The sequence below is a fragment of the Capnocytophaga gingivalis ATCC 33624 genome (assembly GCF_000174755.1).
GTDB lineage: Bacteria > Bacteroidota > Bacteroidia > Flavobacteriales > Flavobacteriaceae > Capnocytophaga > Capnocytophaga gingivalis.
This window is the reverse complement of sequence record NZ_ACLQ01000035.1, coordinates 144,986-160,937: the sequence shown is the minus strand read 5'-3', so window position 1 is coordinate 160,937 and position 15,952 is coordinate 144,986. Positions and strand designations below refer to the sequence as shown.

General features: G+C 40.3%; 16 protein-coding genes. 4 read left to right on the top strand and 12 right to left on the bottom strand.

From position 1 onward, the window contains the following. The first annotated feature begins 8 nt into the window (after positions 1-8). The gene (locus CAPGI0001_RS12080) at positions 9-1,436 is read left to right on the top strand and encodes a RagB/SusD family nutrient uptake outer membrane protein (RefSeq protein ID WP_002670714.1); all 1,428 of its coding nucleotides are present in this window, start codon (positions 9-11) and stop codon (positions 1,434-1,436) included. 70 nt (positions 1,437-1,506) lie between these two features. Here the strand turns inward: CAPGI0001_RS12080 and CAPGI0001_RS12075 are convergent, their stop codons facing one another. The 9 genes from CAPGI0001_RS12075 to CAPGI0001_RS12035 all read right to left on the bottom strand — a co-directional run bounded on the left by CAPGI0001_RS12075 (position 1,507) and on the right by CAPGI0001_RS12035 (position 10,732). Next, positions 1,507-2,382: a DMT family transporter gene (locus CAPGI0001_RS12075; RefSeq protein ID WP_002670491.1), complete on the bottom strand. Its 876-nt coding sequence runs from the start codon at positions 2,380-2,382 to the stop codon at positions 1,507-1,509. An 18-nt stretch (positions 2,383-2,400) separates the two neighbouring features. Further along, entirely contained in the window at positions 2,401-3,423 is a 1,023-nt protein-coding gene (rfbB, locus tag CAPGI0001_RS12070) for a dTDP-glucose 4,6-dehydratase (protein ID WP_002670773.1), read from the bottom strand. Positions 3,424-3,425: 2 nt separating this feature from the next. Further along, the gene (rfbD, locus tag CAPGI0001_RS12065) at positions 3,426-4,295 is read right to left on the bottom strand and encodes a dTDP-4-dehydrorhamnose reductase (protein WP_002670682.1); all 870 of its coding nucleotides are present in this window, start codon (positions 4,293-4,295) and stop codon (positions 3,426-3,428) included. Between the two features lie 12 nt (positions 4,296-4,307). Continuing rightward, positions 4,308-4,874: a dTDP-4-dehydrorhamnose 3,5-epimerase gene (gene rfbC, locus CAPGI0001_RS12060; protein WP_002670525.1), complete on the bottom strand. Its 567-nt coding sequence runs from the start codon at positions 4,872-4,874 to the stop codon at positions 4,308-4,310. Positions 4,875-4,886: 12 nt separating this feature from the next. Then, positions 4,887-5,759 carry a glucose-1-phosphate thymidylyltransferase RfbA gene (gene rfbA / locus CAPGI0001_RS12055; protein ID WP_002670763.1) on the bottom strand — a complete coding sequence of 291 codons (873 nt, stop codon included), beginning with the start codon at positions 5,757-5,759 and terminating at the stop codon, positions 4,887-4,889. A 158-nt stretch (positions 5,760-5,917) separates the two neighbouring features. Then, positions 5,918-6,841 (bottom strand): hypothetical protein, encoded by a 924-nt coding sequence (locus CAPGI0001_RS12050; protein ID WP_002670635.1) that lies wholly within the window; start codon positions 6,839-6,841, stop codon positions 5,918-5,920. 13 nt (positions 6,842-6,854) lie between these two features. Continuing rightward, on the bottom strand, positions 6,855-7,931 hold the full coding sequence (locus CAPGI0001_RS12045) for a DUF4625 domain-containing protein (protein ID WP_050769257.1): 1,077 nt from the start codon (positions 7,929-7,931) through the stop codon (positions 6,855-6,857). A 31-nt stretch (positions 7,932-7,962) separates the two neighbouring features. After that, positions 7,963-10,269, bottom strand: coding sequence for a TonB-dependent receptor (locus tag CAPGI0001_RS12040; RefSeq protein WP_002670637.1), 2,307 nt, complete (start codon positions 10,267-10,269; stop codon positions 7,963-7,965). A 112-nt stretch (positions 10,270-10,381) separates the two neighbouring features. Continuing rightward, positions 10,382-10,732, bottom strand: a complete 351-nt coding sequence (locus CAPGI0001_RS12035; protein ID WP_155813492.1) for a hypothetical protein — start codon at positions 10,730-10,732, stop codon at positions 10,382-10,384. A 152-nt stretch (positions 10,733-10,884) separates the two neighbouring features. Between CAPGI0001_RS12035 and CAPGI0001_RS12030 the strand changes: the two genes are divergently transcribed. From CAPGI0001_RS12030 to CAPGI0001_RS12020, 3 genes are read left to right on the top strand one after another with little or no spacing between them, the layout of a single operon-like run. Further along, a complete protein-coding gene (locus CAPGI0001_RS12030) occupies positions 10,885-11,433 on the top strand; it encodes a hypothetical protein (protein ID WP_002670591.1) in 549 nt (182 codons plus the stop codon). Then, the gene (locus tag CAPGI0001_RS12025) at positions 11,423-12,607 is read left to right on the top strand and encodes a DNA ligase-like domain-containing protein (protein ID WP_002670451.1); all 1,185 of its coding nucleotides are present in this window, start codon (positions 11,423-11,425) and stop codon (positions 12,605-12,607) included. Before CAPGI0001_RS12030 ends, CAPGI0001_RS12025 begins: the two co-directional genes overlap by 11 nt. Continuing rightward, positions 12,604-13,542 (top strand): phosphatase domain-containing protein, encoded by a 939-nt coding sequence (locus CAPGI0001_RS12020; RefSeq protein ID WP_002670750.1) that lies wholly within the window; start codon positions 12,604-12,606, stop codon positions 13,540-13,542. The genes CAPGI0001_RS12025 and CAPGI0001_RS12020 overlap by 4 nt, the downstream gene beginning before the upstream one ends. On the opposite strand, the gene mreD is transcribed toward CAPGI0001_RS12020, so the two are convergent. Genes mreD through CAPGI0001_RS12005 form a run of 3 tightly spaced genes read right to left on the bottom strand, consistent with a single transcriptional unit; the run spans position 13,539 to position 15,912 of the window. Then, complete coding sequence (gene mreD, locus CAPGI0001_RS12015; RefSeq protein ID WP_040360381.1) at positions 13,539-14,048, bottom strand: rod shape-determining protein MreD; 510 nt, start codon at positions 14,046-14,048, stop codon at positions 13,539-13,541. The genes CAPGI0001_RS12020 and mreD overlap by 4 nt on opposite strands. After that, positions 14,041-14,883, bottom strand: a complete 843-nt coding sequence (mreC, locus tag CAPGI0001_RS12010; protein ID WP_002670477.1) for a rod shape-determining protein MreC — start codon at positions 14,881-14,883, stop codon at positions 14,041-14,043. Before mreC ends, mreD begins: the two co-directional genes overlap by 8 nt. Beyond that, positions 14,884-15,912 carry a rod shape-determining protein gene (locus CAPGI0001_RS12005; RefSeq protein ID WP_002670762.1) on the bottom strand — a complete coding sequence of 343 codons (1,029 nt, stop codon included), beginning with the start codon at positions 15,910-15,912 and terminating at the stop codon, positions 14,884-14,886. It lies immediately after the preceding gene. Positions 15,913-15,952: the final 40 nt, after the last annotated feature.

Below are 15,952 nucleotides of genomic sequence, written 5' to 3'. Positions count from 1 at the left end.
GTAGAAAAATGAAAAAAATATTATATACTTCTATTTTCCTTATGGGAGGATTAGCACTGATCTCTTGCAGTAAGGATTTTACAGAGACTAAGTTTTATCAGTCTAAAAATGCAGAACCTCTTACCTCGGTGGAGGAATTGACCTCATTTGTCAATGGTGCTTATGCTGGAATGCGTAATATGAATTATTTAGGAGCTTATTATTTGGCTTATGGAGAAGTACGTTCTGATGAGATGTATAACAACTTGGCCGTAGGACGCTTTAGAGGGGAAAGCACCTATACGATGGATGCCAATAACGGAAATGCTCGTGGGACTTGGGATGCCATTTATAGGGTGGTGGCCAATGCAAATATCGTTATTAATTCAGCTAATAATCTTACTTGGCTACAGAGTAATGATGCCACAAAAATAGCTAATGAGGTTAAAAGCCTTAAAGCTCAGGCTTATGCTATTCGAGGACTTGCTTTCTTTGATTTGCTACGCCTTTATGGACAGAAATATGCAGGAGGTGATTTAGGGGTTCCTCTTCCTTTGGAATACAACCCTACAGCTTCCTCTTCTCGGGCAACTATTGCACAGACAGAAGCCCAAATAGAAGCAGATTGGAAAAAAGCGCTTAATTTGTTCCAAGAAGTAGCTGATTCTCAAGGAACAACGCTTGTTGATTTAGTAGATACTACAAATAAAACTCAATTATCTCCTTTATCAGTAAAGGCTTACCAGTCTCGTTTTTATCTCTATAAAGAAAATTGGGATAAAGTAATTTCTCTTTCTCAGGAGATCATTACCTCTGAGAAATATTCTGTAGTACCGGCGGCGGATCTGGAGACCTCCTTTACTAAACCAAGCGCTACCAATAGTGTATTTGAATTGGCTGTCGGTGTTAATGGCTCTCTTGGTGCTGAATCTTATGAATATCTGTTCAATAGTAGTGGTTATGGGACAATCTTACTGACAGATTATGCTTATGGCTTGTATGAAGATGATGATGTAAGAAAAGGTCTTGTCGTAGGAAGTAGCGATGATGGTTATTATTTAGATGGAAAATTCTCTGACTTGCAATCCAAATCCAATGTAAAGTTGGTGCGTTATGAGGAGGTATTGCTCAATGCAACAGAAGCTTATCTGAAAAAAGGAAATGCAGGCTCTGCGCTTACTTATTATAACAAACTTAGAACACAAAGAGGGCTTACTGCAGCAGCAACTGTAACTTTGGATGAACTCAAGAAGGAAAGACTCAGGGAACTTTTAGGAGAAGGTCTTCGTTATTGGGATTTGCTCCGTTGGGGAGATCCTGTACCTTATTATAGCCGAACAGGAGCGACTAATCCAGCAAATAACCGAACTGTACCTAATAATCTATTCGTTTTCCCTATTCCTCAGTTAGAAAGGAATAGTGAATACAGCAACGTCACTCAGAACGCTGGATACTAAATACTCTTTGTATATTTTAACGAAGGAAAACCATTCTAATTGCGGAATGGTTTTTCTTTTTTGCCATAGATTACTTAGGGTGTTTCCTAAAGAGGATATCTATCAATACTCCTGTGATGATTACCATACCTCCTATCACCAATGAAGGGGTGAGTTGTTCTCCAAAGAGTCCTACACTGATAAGCACAGCTACAATCGGTTCAAAAGCTCCCATAATAGCTGTAGGAGTGGAACCTATATAGCGAACAGCATAGACTAAGGTTACCAAAGATAGGGAAGTGGTGATAATGGCAAATAAGGTTAGATCTCCTGCTAATACCCAAGAGGAAATGATGATGCTTTCCCGCAGAAGAAGGGACTTGATCAAGAAGTAAAGGGAGGAAAAAAGCATGGAGTAGAAGGAAATCTTCACTCCTGAGGATTCTATACGTACTTTATTGACAATGAGGATATAGAGGGCATACACCAAAGCACCTAATAGGGAAATACCTAAACCTATATAGTTTAGAGCTTCTCCCTTTTTGATACTGAGTACCCCCACACCAACCACAACTAATAGCAGTGAAAGGAGCGTAGGGATCGTGAGTTTCTCTTTGTAGAAAAGGATCAATACTAAGGCAACAATGATGGGATAGCTAAAAAAGATAGTAGAGGCAATACCAGGCGAAAGGTAGTCATAGGCCAGAAAGAGAAACTCTGCTGAGAGGGCATAGAGTATTCCCAAGAGGCTCATAATCAATCCTTCCCGAAAGGAGATACGCAATCTTTCCTTTTGGTAAAAGAGGAAGAAAACAATAGCTCCACTGGCGATAAGGAAGCGATAAAAAAGAGTTGCATCTACCGAGAAAGATTCCTCTTTTTTGATAGGAATCATAAAAAGAGGAATCAATCCATAGGTAAATGCTGAAATAAAGGCACATAAATACCCTTTTACTATGTCTTTCATAATAGGAATTGCCTTAGGCTATAGCAAATCTTTAAAATAAGAGAGATACCAGTCAATAGTTTTTACAATACCTGTCTCAAAATTCTCTTGTGCTCTCCAGCCCAATTGTGTCTCTATCTTAGTCGCATCAATAGCATATCGGCGATCGTGTCCCGCGCGGTCTTGTACAAAGGAGATGAGGTCTTTGTAGGATTTACCATTGGGGAGTGGACGCTTTTGGTCTAAGATCTCACAGATGTGTCCTGCGATAAAGAGGTTATTACGCTCATTGCGCCCTCCTATATTGTAGGTTTCTCCTGCCTTGCCTTGATGGAATACAAGGTCAATCCCTATACAATGGTCTAATACATAGAGCCAGTCGCGCACATTTTTTCCATCTCCATATATAGGGATGGCTTCTCCCTGTAGTGCCTTGCGGATAATGGTAGGAATGAGTTTTTCCTTATGTTGCTTAGGCCCATAGTTGTTGGAACAATTGGAGGTGGTTACATTCATCCCATAGGTATGGAAGTAAGCGCGAACAATCATATCCGAAGAAGCTTTGGAGGCACTATAAGGGGAGTTAGGTGCATAGGGAGTGGTCTCTGTAAAAAGACCTGTTTCGCCTAGGGTACCATACACCTCATCGGTGGAGATATGGTGGAAGCGAGCCTCTTTGTAGGCTTCTTTCACTACGAAAGGTGCCTCCATCCAGTGATGGCGCGCTACATCCAAGAGGGTAAAGGTACCGTGTATGTTGGTAGTGATAAAAGCATCGGGGTTAGCAATAGAATTGTCTACATGAGATTCCGCAGCAAAGTGAATCACTCCTTGGAAATGATATTTCTCAAAAAGGGATTCCACCAGTGCCCTATCACAAATATCGCCTTGTACAAAAGTATAATTACTAGCTTTTTCAACCTCTACAAGGTTGCTTAGGTCTCCTGCATAGGTGAGTTTATCTAAGTTTACTAAGTGATAATCAGGGTATTTATTGGCGAAATATACAACAAAGTTAGCTCCAATAAATCCAGCACCTCCAGTGATTAAGATGTGTTTCATAGTTATACTAACGAGGTATTATTTGTCATTAGGGCAATGAGAGAATCTCTCCAATAGGGGATAGGAAAGTTAAAATCGGTTTTGATCTTGCTTTTGTCCAATACAGAGTAAGCAGGGCGGGCTGCTGGAGTAGGGAACTCGTGTGTTTTACAAGGGATTACCTTGCAATCACTGCCAGCGAGTCTGAGTGTTTCTACAGCAAAATCGAACCAAGAGCATACTCCTTCGTTGGAGAAGTGATATACATCCTGTCGGCCTCGGTATAGCTTATTTTCAATGACAAAGATGATGAATCGGGCTAAATCCTTGGCATAAGTAGGAGTGCTTACCTGGTCAAAAACCACCTTGATCTCCTTGCGTTCTTTGCTCAGGCGTAGGATGTTCTTTACAAAATTGTTTCCAAAGGCAGAGTATAACCAAGAGGTTCTTAGGATAAGGAAGTCAATATCAGAATGTTGCAAGGCACTTTCTCCTAATAGTTTTGTCTGTCCGTACGCTCCCAGAGGAGAAGTAGCATCGGTTTCAGTGTAGGGGGTATTCTTTTCTCCAGCGAATACATAATCGGTAGAGAGGTGGATACAAGCACTTCCTTGTTCAGTACAAGCATTGGCTATGTTCTTTACAGCCAGATGATTAACCAGATTGGCGGTCTCCTTATCTATCTCAGAACCATTTACATTGGTATAAGCGGCACAGTTGATAACCAACTCTATTTCATTCTTTTTAAAGAAGGCTTTGATAGCAGCTGCATCAGTGACGTCCAATTCGTTTTTAGTAGTGAAAATATAATGATTGGAAACAGAATTGTGTAATTCTTGTTTGATTTCCAAAGCCAACTGTCCGCTGGCTCCTGTAACGAGTATATTTTTCATATAATGGATGTTTTAATATAATTTTTCTTTGTAATCAAATTCCCATACCTCTTGCAAGAGAGGTCCTTGTTGGTCTTTTTGGGAGAGAATAATATCATTGTGAGGAATCTTCCAATCTATTCCTATAGTAGGGTCATTCCATAGTACACTTCCCTCATGAGTAGGTGCATAGAAAGAATCACACTTGTATTGGAAGATAGCTTCTGGGCTGAGTACCACAAAGCCATGGGCAAATCCACGAGGGATAAAGAACTGTCTTTTGTTTTGTTCGGTAAGTTCTACACCTATATATTGACCAAAAGTAGGGGAGCCTCGGCGAATGTCTACAGCTACATCCCAGACAATCCCTTTGACTACACGAACTAATTTAGATTGTGCATAAGGAGGTCTCTGGAAGTGTAAGCCCCTGAGCACTCCATAGGAGGATTTAGATTCGTTGTCTTGTACAAAGGTGGTATTGCAGACTTCCTCTACAAATTTCTGTTGGGAGAAGGACTCAAAGAAGTATCCTCTTTCGTCCGAGAATACCTTAGGTTCTATAATAACCAATCCCTCAATAGCTGTTTTGATTGTATTCATTATATATAGATTTTATTTTACAAGCTCCAAAAGATATTGTCCATATCCGTTTTTGAATAGTTCTTGACCTACCTTGGTGACTTGTTCTTTGGAGATCCATCCACGGTGATAGGCTATTTCTTCCAAGCAGGATATCTTCAGTCCTTGTCGTTTCTCTAAGGTTTCTACAAAGTTGGTGGCTTCCGTTAGGGAATCATGAGTGCCTGTGTCAAGCCAAGCAAAACCACGACCTAGGAGTTGTACTTTGAGTTCTTTGGAAGATAAAAACTCCTGATTGACAGAGGTGATTTCCAACTCTCCTCTCTGTGAAGGTTTTATTTTCTTAGCAATCTCTACGACCTTGTTCGGGTAGAAGTATAACCCTACAATCGCATAGTTGGACTTGGGGTCTTTGGGTTTTTCTTCTATAGAAAGGACATTGCCCTCAGGGTCAAACTCGGCCACACCATAGCGCTCTGGGTCTTTTACATAATAGCCAAAGACAGTTGCTTTTCTCTCTTCTTTGACATTGGCTACCGCTTGGGAGAGCATTTTGGAAAAAGACTGCCCATAGAAGATATTATCCCCTAAGATAAGGCATACATCATCTTCTCCAATAAACTCTTCTCCGATAATAAAGGCTTGTGCCAGCCCATCAGGAGAGGGCTGTACGGCATAGGAGAGTTGCACACCGAACTGACTTCCATCCCCCAGTAGGCGGTGGAAAGAATCTGCATCCTCCCTGGTGGTGATGATGAGAATCTCCCGAATACCAGAGAGCATAAGCACTGATAATGGATAGTAAATCATGGGCTTATCATAGATAGGGAGTAGCTGCTTGGAAATACCCTTAGTGATAGGATAGAGTCTTGTTCCAGACCCCCCTGCTAAAATAATTCCTTTCATGAAAATTTTTTCGCAAAAGTAAAATAAAAAAATGGAATTCTCATCGATTTTAGGTTTTATTTATGAATAAAATTAAAGAATTTTTAGAAATAAAAATAACCAATAACAAATATTTGTGAGAGATATTTGTCATTGGTCATTATTTTTTTTGATTCTTTCTACATCCAGTAAGTAGCTTCATCGTGTTTGTCACGAGCTTCATCTATGAGTTGTTTCACTCTCTCAGGAGTGATTCCATAATAATCAGCTACATCCTTATAGTAACGATTTTCTTCTTCTCCTCCTCCAGAGGCGATGGAAGTAATCACATATACGGGTATTTTTTGTGAAAAATCCGTAGTACTACGAGCTATTAGTTCACTGCCAGGAGCATTGAAAGGATAGAATACTCCTTTTTCGTTATTCTTATTTTTAGTTCCTCTTAGTACATGAAAAAGACTTACTCGAATATCATACTTAGCATAAGCTTTTGTAGGAGAAAAATATCCTTTGAGTCCTAATGGATTATCGGTAAGTTCGGATTTTTTAGTACTGTTTTTGGAATCAATAAAATCACCTACAGGTACATTTTCAGGATTTGTATCACGGTAAGTATAAGAGAATAAAGAACCTGTATCAGTGTCTTTTTTAGTGGTCTTTGTATTGGTATATTCTCTTACTTCAAAAAAATGTTGGTGAATAGGCAACATTTGTTCGGAAGTAAACTCATAGTTCATGCGTTGTCCTTTGGAGTTGTAGTAGATAATTTCCATTGCATAGTGAGCACCCTCGATCATTACTACAGGATTTTCTTGAGTTAGTATCTTTCCATCCATATCCTTACGAACCCAATTCTTGGTCTGCTCGTCCAATTCAAACTTGAATTTTTGTATAGGAGCAATGATACTTTCTGGATCACCATGGAAACGAACGCCATGTAGATGTCCTCGACGAATGACAAATTCTACTTTAGCAGGGTCTTCATGACCTTTGTCTTCTTTTTCATTGGTCGGAGTAGCGGCTTCTTTGCTACAAGAAGTAAGAACAAAACCTAAGGCAGCAGTAGCCAATAGGGTTTTAAAAGTGTTGGTTATACGTTTCATATGCTAAGTGTTTTTAATTTTGTTTTAGGTTGTTATTATAATCATTAGGGCGATTGAATTCTAAAGAAATTTCATAGGTGTGGTTTTCTCTTTTGTATTTGATTTTTACAATAGGAGTATTTTTTGCCTTAGAACTTTCGGATGCAGGTTTGTTCGGATTTGCATTCCATAGGATAGAAGCATCGGTTTCCTTTAGTTCTGCATTAGAGAAGGTGTTGTAGAATTCTTCTTTTTTAAATCTTTTTTCGGAATATCCTTTGTCGTCATCTTCTCGAATGTATTGGTAAGGTTTTTTGCTAAAAGAAGAGATATAATCTTCAAAATATTCAAAAACTTCCTTGGGCTGGTTGTTGGTTACCTCTTGTCCATTAGCATCTACAGGAATAATGGTAATGCTATCAACACCTTCGTATGATTCATAAGGAAGTTTGTCCAAATCAAATACATTGCCAAAACTTACTTGTATTTTGTATCTTTGGAAAGGAGCTTCTTTGTTAGTAGCATAATATACTAATGGGTCAAACGGACTATCTTGTTCATAAGTGACATTTCCATTGCTAAATTTTGCTATAAAATCTTCTTTTTTTAGACCTATATATTTATTTAGGATACCTAATTGTAGAGAAGATAACGGAAGAGCCTCATTTTCAGTGAAAATTCTTTTCTTAACTACCTTTAGTGTCTCTTTTATGGAAGTTGTTTTGTTATTCTGATCAGTAACAAAGAGTTGAAAATCATAATTTCCTTCTTTAGCATCTGTAGGAATATCTACATGTTTGTGTATTTTTCCTCCTTTTTTTCCTACAAAATCAGCAAAAGCTTCCTCTATCTTGAAGGAGGACTCCCCATTTTGATAAGTAATTTGTAGTTTTGCTTGTTGGATGGTTCCTTCTGCGGTAAGGGTTGCTTCCACATGTAACTCATCACCTATATATCCTATTTTGGAATTTGCTTCTCCTAATTCCACTCCCTCAATAGTAGGGGCTGAGGTATCTGGGCTTGTGTTTTCGTCCTTAGAACAAGAGAATAAAAGGACAGAAGAAAACATAGCCAATGAGATATTTTTTAATAAATTAGTTATTTTTTTCATTTTTTCTAAAATTAGTGTTCAACAATATTTTCTAAAAATTATAATTCAATCTCAAATATATATTCCTACCCAAGTCATGGGCGTAATAGCGAAAGCGGTTGGTGTATTCCTTATAGAGCTTATTCAACAGATTTTCTCCAGAGAGCCGGATTCCGAGGCTTTGGTGTGGCCCTATGTTTATAGTACCCCCTATGGCTGCTTCAAAGAGATGATAGGCTTCGGGCGTGGTGGCAACCAGTTCCTGAGAGGGCTCAAAGCGAGTTTGCTTGGCAACAAAGGTATGTCCTATACTTGCCTCGAGACTTTGAAAAATACCTCGGGGAGCACTTTTCCACAGCAATGATTGGCTCAGCCTTGGAGCGGGAATAAAGGGAAAATACCGACCAGTCTTTAGCTCATTGGCAAAAACGAGAGCGCCTCTGAACTCGTAGGATAGGCTTTGTGAATGATCATGCCATTGGGCAAGCCTTATCAGTGCCTCCAAGTCAGCCCCTCGAAAGAAAGCATCTGCTTGGGTGTATTGGAATATAGGGTATACTCCAGAGAATAGGGTGCGTGTCTCTCCAGTGGGGTAGTCATAGATGTAGCCCTTGATCACTTGAGCATAAGCATCTACACTGAGGTCTATCCCCTTGTCAGGGTTCTTATAGTCAAGAGCAGTAATCCACTTCACACCTGTTTCTGGATGTAAAGAGGGATCTCCTAGATTGTAAGTCCCTGCTCCATGGTGTAAGCCACTGCTGTAGAGCTCATTCACCTGTGGTGCTCGCCAAGCGACTCCTATATTGCTGCTCAGTGATAGTTTGTCTGAAGCTTCCCACGATCCTCCTAAGCTATAGGTGATATTGTGGAAGTTATGCTCTCCTCCATAACGCTGAGAATACATATCATAGCCATCAGCATTGAGGTACTTATAGTCATACCTAATGCCTGCTTCGCCAGTCCATTTCCCTTTGTGGTATTTCTCAATGGCAAAGGCGCCATAGCTAATGGAAGCAAAGTTAGGAATAACAGGTACCACTCCTGTCCCTGGCTGGTTATAGTTGTCCTGATGGGAGAAACTTCCACCGATGGTTGTTTTCCAGAGGGGGCTGTCTATACTTTCCCAATAGGCTTCGACCAAGTGAGTAGTAAGCCACATATTCAGAGCAGGGATACGGGTTCTATCCAATCGTCGTAGGCTGAACTCCTGGCGGATATCCTTTTGGAAGGCATATTGGGTGGTGAACTTTCCTCCAAAGGGGGCAAGGTAGTAGGCCTTGGCCTTGAACAGGTGGTGTATAACCTTCTGCTTTGGAGCTTCTATATTATAGGAAAAGGGGTAGGTGGTCAGGGGGCGACCAATCTCGAATCGAGCCAAGAGGTCATCCAAATTTCCTATATGAGAGCCATAGAATACACTACTTTCGTTTTCATATCGGCTATAGAAGGCCTCCACAGCACCTACTTCTTTTTGTACCCCTGTAGCTATAGCAAAGTTAGCTTCCCGAGCTGCTGTATTGTTCAATACATAATCGGCAGTTTGTATATCTCCAGAACGCTTGAGGGAACCCTGTATACGCCAAGCCCAGTCGTGGAGTTTGGGTACGGAACTTTCTAATTTTACCGAGGTGGCTGTTTTTCGTCCGTTAGAAGCAAAAGATGGAGCAATCTCTCCATGGAGACCATCTCCGTAAGGGAGCTTATTAGGGGCGATGACAATCACTCCTCCTAAGGCATCAGAGCCATAGCGTACAGCATCAGCACCTTTGATCACAGTAATCTTGTCTGCTACACTGGGATCTATCTCTGGGGCATGGTCAGCACCCCATTGTTGTCCCTCCTGGCGGACTTCGTTGTTGAGGATTAGGATACGATTGCTGTGTAGCCCATGGATGACAGGCTTGGCTATAGTGGCTCCTGTTTGTATCATGGAAACTCCTGATACAGAAGTGAGTACCTTGGCCAATTGCTCTCCGGAGTTCTCCTGAAGCTGAGCTTTGTCGAGGGTTGCGGTTGCCTTCAGTGGCTGGGATGCTTTTCCTAAAAGAGTTGTTCCAGAGAGTAGGTTGACTTCTTCTTGCAGAGTAATTATATAAGGATTTGCAGCAGGAATGCTGATAGTAGCCTCATAGTCCAAAAATCCTAAGTAGTTTACCTTGATAGGGTATTTCCCTTTGGATAGCTTTGGGATACTTACTCGCCCGTTGTTGTCACTTACATAGTGCTTTCCCATGAAGTGCACTACGGCACTGGGGAGGGGTTGCTTCTGACTGTCTTCTATACTTAAGTGGAGTGTTTCTTGTCCGTACAAGGAAAAAACACTGACAAAAAGGAAAAGACATAAAATCTTTCGCATGGTATAATAAATGGTTAATAATCAGTGATCTGTGAAGAGAACACAAGGGGAAGACACTATATAATAGCGCCTGATAAGGGTAAGAATTTTTAATTTCTTACCATGTTGATAATCAACAATGAATGGAAGTGGTAGGAGGCCCTCTGGAGAGAGTGGTAGAGGAGGTAAGGACTGTTGTCTTTTCACTAAAGAAAAATACAAAACTGTCATTTACCTCAAGCAGATGATAGCTAAAAGTAGAGAGAACAAAACTGTGGTGTAGCTGTAGGTATACACAATCATGGTGCTTTTCTGCTTGGGAGATATGAGTGCTGTGATCGCACTTTTTCCCATTGACATGAGCACATACTTCCTTCTCTGATAGGTGGTTATGGAAGAACTCACCTACAGGAAAAGCAACTTTCAGCATGCACACAAGCAGCAAAAAAGCAAAGAAATGAATATGTATTTTGCTTTGTCTCATTCAAAGTACAAAATTACAAAAAGAATATGAAAAAAACAATATTGTCTAAGGGTAATTTTCGAAGTAAAATCGTTAAAAATAACTTAAAATATTTCTTACGTAAGAACATTGCGTAGTCCTATCGTATCTTTGCACTCGTAAAACAAAGAACAATGGATGAAAGGCGCTTAATCTCTCAGGCATTTCCATCTTATCTGATACAAGAGGCTACAGCGTTGGCTGATTTTCTTCTCAAAAGAGAGGCTTGTTTTCATGAGATGGTGGGACAGGAGAGGGTGGTACTCTCAGGGGAATCTTTGGTGATTCCCAAAAGGGTGTATTTTGGTAAATATAATCCGAAATCGCTGACTTTCCAAGAGGAACTGATGCTCTACTGTTTGTATCTGTGTCATGACAATGGACACTTCAGGGAGCAATATCTCCAAGAGGTATTACAGTCAAAGGAGGATTTTGTGTTGCCTTATGTAGCCCTGCTCTTGGGAGACTATGTGTATGAGATATTGGAGGTACTTGCTAAAAACCTTACAAAGGAGATGAAGGGCAGGTTAAAATCTTTCTTGGCTGAAAATCCTCAACTGAAAATGCGTATTGAGAGCCGTATCGTTAGTTATTGGGATTGTTATTATAGGGGTGCTTGCCCTGATCTGAAACAATATATAGGATATCAACTTTTTAAAAATATAGACAAATATGGAAGATAAAACATTGATAAAAAAACGAATAGATTGGTTTTGTAAGAATAAGATCAATGCTTTTTCCCCTACCATCTCTCCTGCACCTAAGTCCGTAGAGCGCAATGAGATAGAGAGCTTATATGAGGGGATTTTGTGGTTTGTCCTCAATGGGGTAAAGGAGATTGTGATTGAAAAGAAGTACATGGGTTCTTATTGTGATATTTATCTGCATAGGCGATTGGAAGATACGTATTTGGTCAGTAGGAACGGATACAAAATCAATCACTTAGACCAAGAACAATGCTTGCGAGCTTTGCAGGGGTTACATGATAGATTCTCTTGGGATGGGGTGGAGCTTCGTATCATTCAGTCGGAGTTGATGCCATGGTCTATTCTGGGGAAAGGGCTTATAAATAATGAGTTTTCAGCTTATTACATTTCTCATGAGATTCATGCTGAATATTTGGTACAGAGTTCGTTATATGAAAAATTGCAAAAGATTCAACAGGAACCAGCCTATCTTTCTTTTGTAGCTGATGCTAAGGTGCTTTCTGCCAAAGAGCTCAAGGACAAATATCCTATGCATATCATTCGTCAGTATCAGTCGATAAGGGATTTTAAGTTCTTGGACTTGCCTCACTACCAGCAGAATATACAGCTTTTCAAGCGTCAGTTGGATATTTTTGGCAAGGAAGCTGCGCCATTCTTTAAGCCTTTTAATATTCTCAAGGAGGTATATACTGATGGAAGAGAGCACTTTGTGAATGACAATTTGAGTTTTCAGCAAATAAATGATGATGATTTTCTCCATTACCAGTTTGCTGATAGGGAAGATTTCGAGGCTAAGTACCCCCAGATACGTGCTTGGGTGGATCAGGTTAATCAAAGTGATGAGGAAGGGGTAGTCATCAAGCCTCGTACGGCTTTCCTTCCTGGGATGCCTCCAGCTTTCAAGGTGCGTAACAATGATTACCTGACACTGGTCTATGGAGTGGATTTCCAAGATAGACTACAGGAGCAAATCGCAAAACGAAATATCAAAGGAAAGCTCCGTTGTTCTATCAATGACTGGGCGATTAATGCCAAACTCTTGGCTATTCCTTATAGTGAACTTGGTGAAGAGAACTACGAACTGAAAAACTTAGTACTGGATCGTATATTAGGTGAAGAAATAGAAAATCAATTAGATAGCAGATTATGAGTGCAAAAAATAATACACATCACTTTCCTAAGCTCCTTATCTTAGTAGGAGCACCAGGGTCGGGGAAATCTACCTTTGCCCGCTATTTTATTCGTACAGAGGATAATTGGGTACGAGTCAATCGAGATGATTTTCGCCTGATGCAGTTTGGCGATTCTCTGATGTCTCCTTTCTATGAGGAACGGATTACCAAGATGGTGGAGGCTTCCGTAATTGCTCTTTTGAAGAATCGTACCAATGTGATTATAGATGCAACCAATAGCTCCTTGCGCTCTTTGCAGGATATGGTACACACTTATACGGAGTATGCTGATATTTCTTTTAAGGTGTTTGACCTGCCTGTGGAAGAATTAGTTAAGCGCTGTGATAAGCGCTGTGAGCAAACGGGTAAGTTTATCCCCAAAAGTGCCATAGAAAAACATGTAACCCAACTACAATATACCAAGGAGAAATTTGATTTCAAACCTATTCCCAGAGCACTGAAGGAGACTTCTCTTACTTATGCTGATCAAGACACCTCCTTGCCAAAAGCAGTGATCTGTGATCTGGATGGGACTCTTTCCTTGCTCAATGGAAGAGATCCATATAACGCCTCTACAGCGGATCAGGATTTGCTCAATACTCCAGTGGCTATGGTACTGAAGATGGCAAAGCAGCAGGGGTACAAGGTTATCTTGCTCTCCGGAAGGGAGAATGCTTACCGAGAGCCCACCGAACGCTTCCTTGCAAAGTATCAGATAGATTATGATTTATTGCTTATGCGCGATACCAATGATTATAGAAAGGATAACATCATCAAAAAAGAACTTTTCTTAGAAGAGATCCAAGGAAAATATTTTGTAGAATTTCTTTTGGATGATCGTAATCAAGTGGTCGATATGTGGCGACGAGAGCTCGCTTTGCCTTGTTTTCAAGTAAACTATGGTGATTTCTAATATTTTTCCTCCTTGCGGTTACCAATAAGTTGTTCCACCAATAGGCAAACAATCGTGGAGAGTAGGATAGTGATCAAGGTCTTATGAAGGGTGAATATCCATAGTTCCCATTGAAAAGTTTCCAAAATAGAAAAAATAATATGGAAAATAAAGGTGAAGGAAAGAATATAAAGCAATCGTAGGGTAAAGCTCACTTGTAGGAGCTTTATGGGTTGCTCGTCAAAGTTTTGCCCAAAGAACAGACGAATCAGTAGCGGACGCAGAAAAACAACACAAAGGGTAGCACAAGTATAAATGCCTCCTGTCTGCGAAAAAATATCAATGACAAGTCCCGAAAGAGTCGCCAAAACAAGCAAAGGTGTCTTATTCTCCATTGAAGGATAGGTCATGAAGAAGAGTAAATACAAAGCAGGGTCAGCATACCCAAACAAATTTATATTGTTCAGGACGATTCCCTGTAGGAGTACCCAACCTGTGAGCTGAAAAATGTATGTTAAGCTATTCATCTACTTGGGTTTGTATTTGCTCTTCTATTTGTTTTATAGGAACTTGTTCTTTGTTCTTGATGATGTATATATGCTGTAATTGCTGCATATTGGTGAACAATTTCACCTGTGAGAGCAGAGAATTATCACGAGTATTGGCATTGACACTCTTGACCTTTCCTATAGGAATCCCTTTTGGGAAGATACTCGAATGCCCAGCAGTGACAATCGAGTCTCCTACGGAGATGGTCGCAAGGCTTGGGATATCACTGAGTTGTACCACAGTAGGGTCTTTGCCATCCCAAGAGAGAGTGCCATAATAGCCTGATTTCTGGTGGGTAGCGCTGATTTTTGAAAGCGTATTGAGTACAGATTGGACCGATGAGAATCGCTCAGAGCCCTTGTCAATAATCCCTACAATGCCTTGAGGAGAAACCACTCCCATATCCTCATGGATACTATCGCGAGTTCCCTTGTCGATAATTAGATAGTTTTTGGACAGATTGTAGCTGTTCTTGATAACTTCCCCTCTGTACACGCTATAGCTCTCAGGAGAGAATAGCAAAATAGGATCTTGGGAGAGTTCTTCTAATTTTTTAGCTTTTACACTGAGTAATTCCTTGTGGAGTCTTTCATTCTCCTGTGTGAGAAGCTCATTCTGCTGGCGAAGGTTGAAGTACCCTTCTATACCACTTCGCAGCATGTACACATCTCCCATTACCCCTGTAGCTACGTATAGAAATTTTGATTTTTGAAAAGAATTTCTATCTAAAACAAGGGTAAAGGAAAAAATGAAAAGCAATAGGAAGACCAAAAAATCCTTTTGACGCTTGAAAAATAATAAAATCAGCCGCATCTATTTCATTAGGATAGTTTTGAATTTATCTATATTCTTCAGAGTGATACCCGTACCCCTTACTACAGCACGCAAAGGGTCTTCTGCTACATATACAGGTAGGTCAGTACGCATGGAAATACGCTTATCCAAGCCACGAAGCATAGAACCACCTCCGGCCATATAGATTCCGGTATTATAGATATCAGCTGCCAATTCTGGAGGTGTCTGTGAAAGGGTTTCCATGATGGCATCTTCTATACGGAGAATTGATTTGTCCAAGGCTTTCGCCACTTCTCTGTGAGAGATCTCTACCTGCTTAGGTTTTCCTGTCAGTAGGTCTCTACCTTGTACCAACATAGGATCAGGTGGAGAATCTATCTCTTCAATAGCTGCACCGGTATTGATTTTAATGTTCTCCGCAGTAGTCTCGCCAATATATAGGTTGTGGCGTGTACGCATATAGTAGATAATATCATTGGTGAATACATCTCCAGCGATTTTCACAGATTTATCACATACGATACCTCCTAAGGAGATTACCGCAATCTCTGCCGTACCACCTCCTATATCGATAATCATATTTCCTTTGGCTTGCATGATATCCAAGCCTATCCCAATAGCTGCCGCCATAGGTTCATAGATTAGGAATATCTCTTTACCATTGACCCTTTCACAAGATTCACGCACAGCACGCATCTCCACTTCGGTAATTCCAGAGGGGATACATACTACTATTTTAAGAGAAGGAGAGAAAAAACGTCTTTTCAAAGGTGGAATACTCCTTATGAAGGCGTTGATCATCTGCTCAGAAGCATCGAAGTCAGCGATGACCCCATCTTTTAAGGGGCGTACCGTCTTGATACGTTCATACGTTTTTCCTTGCATGAGTTGAGCCTCTTTCCCTACGGCGATGATTTTGTTGGAGCTTAAGTCTCGCGCCACTATAGAAGGACTATCTACCACTACTTTATCTTTGTGGATAATAAGTGTATTGGCAGTACCTAAGTCAATGGCTATTTCTTCTGTTAAGAAATCAAAAAATCCCATGATAATATCTTTTATTTATATTAAATATCTATATTTTTTT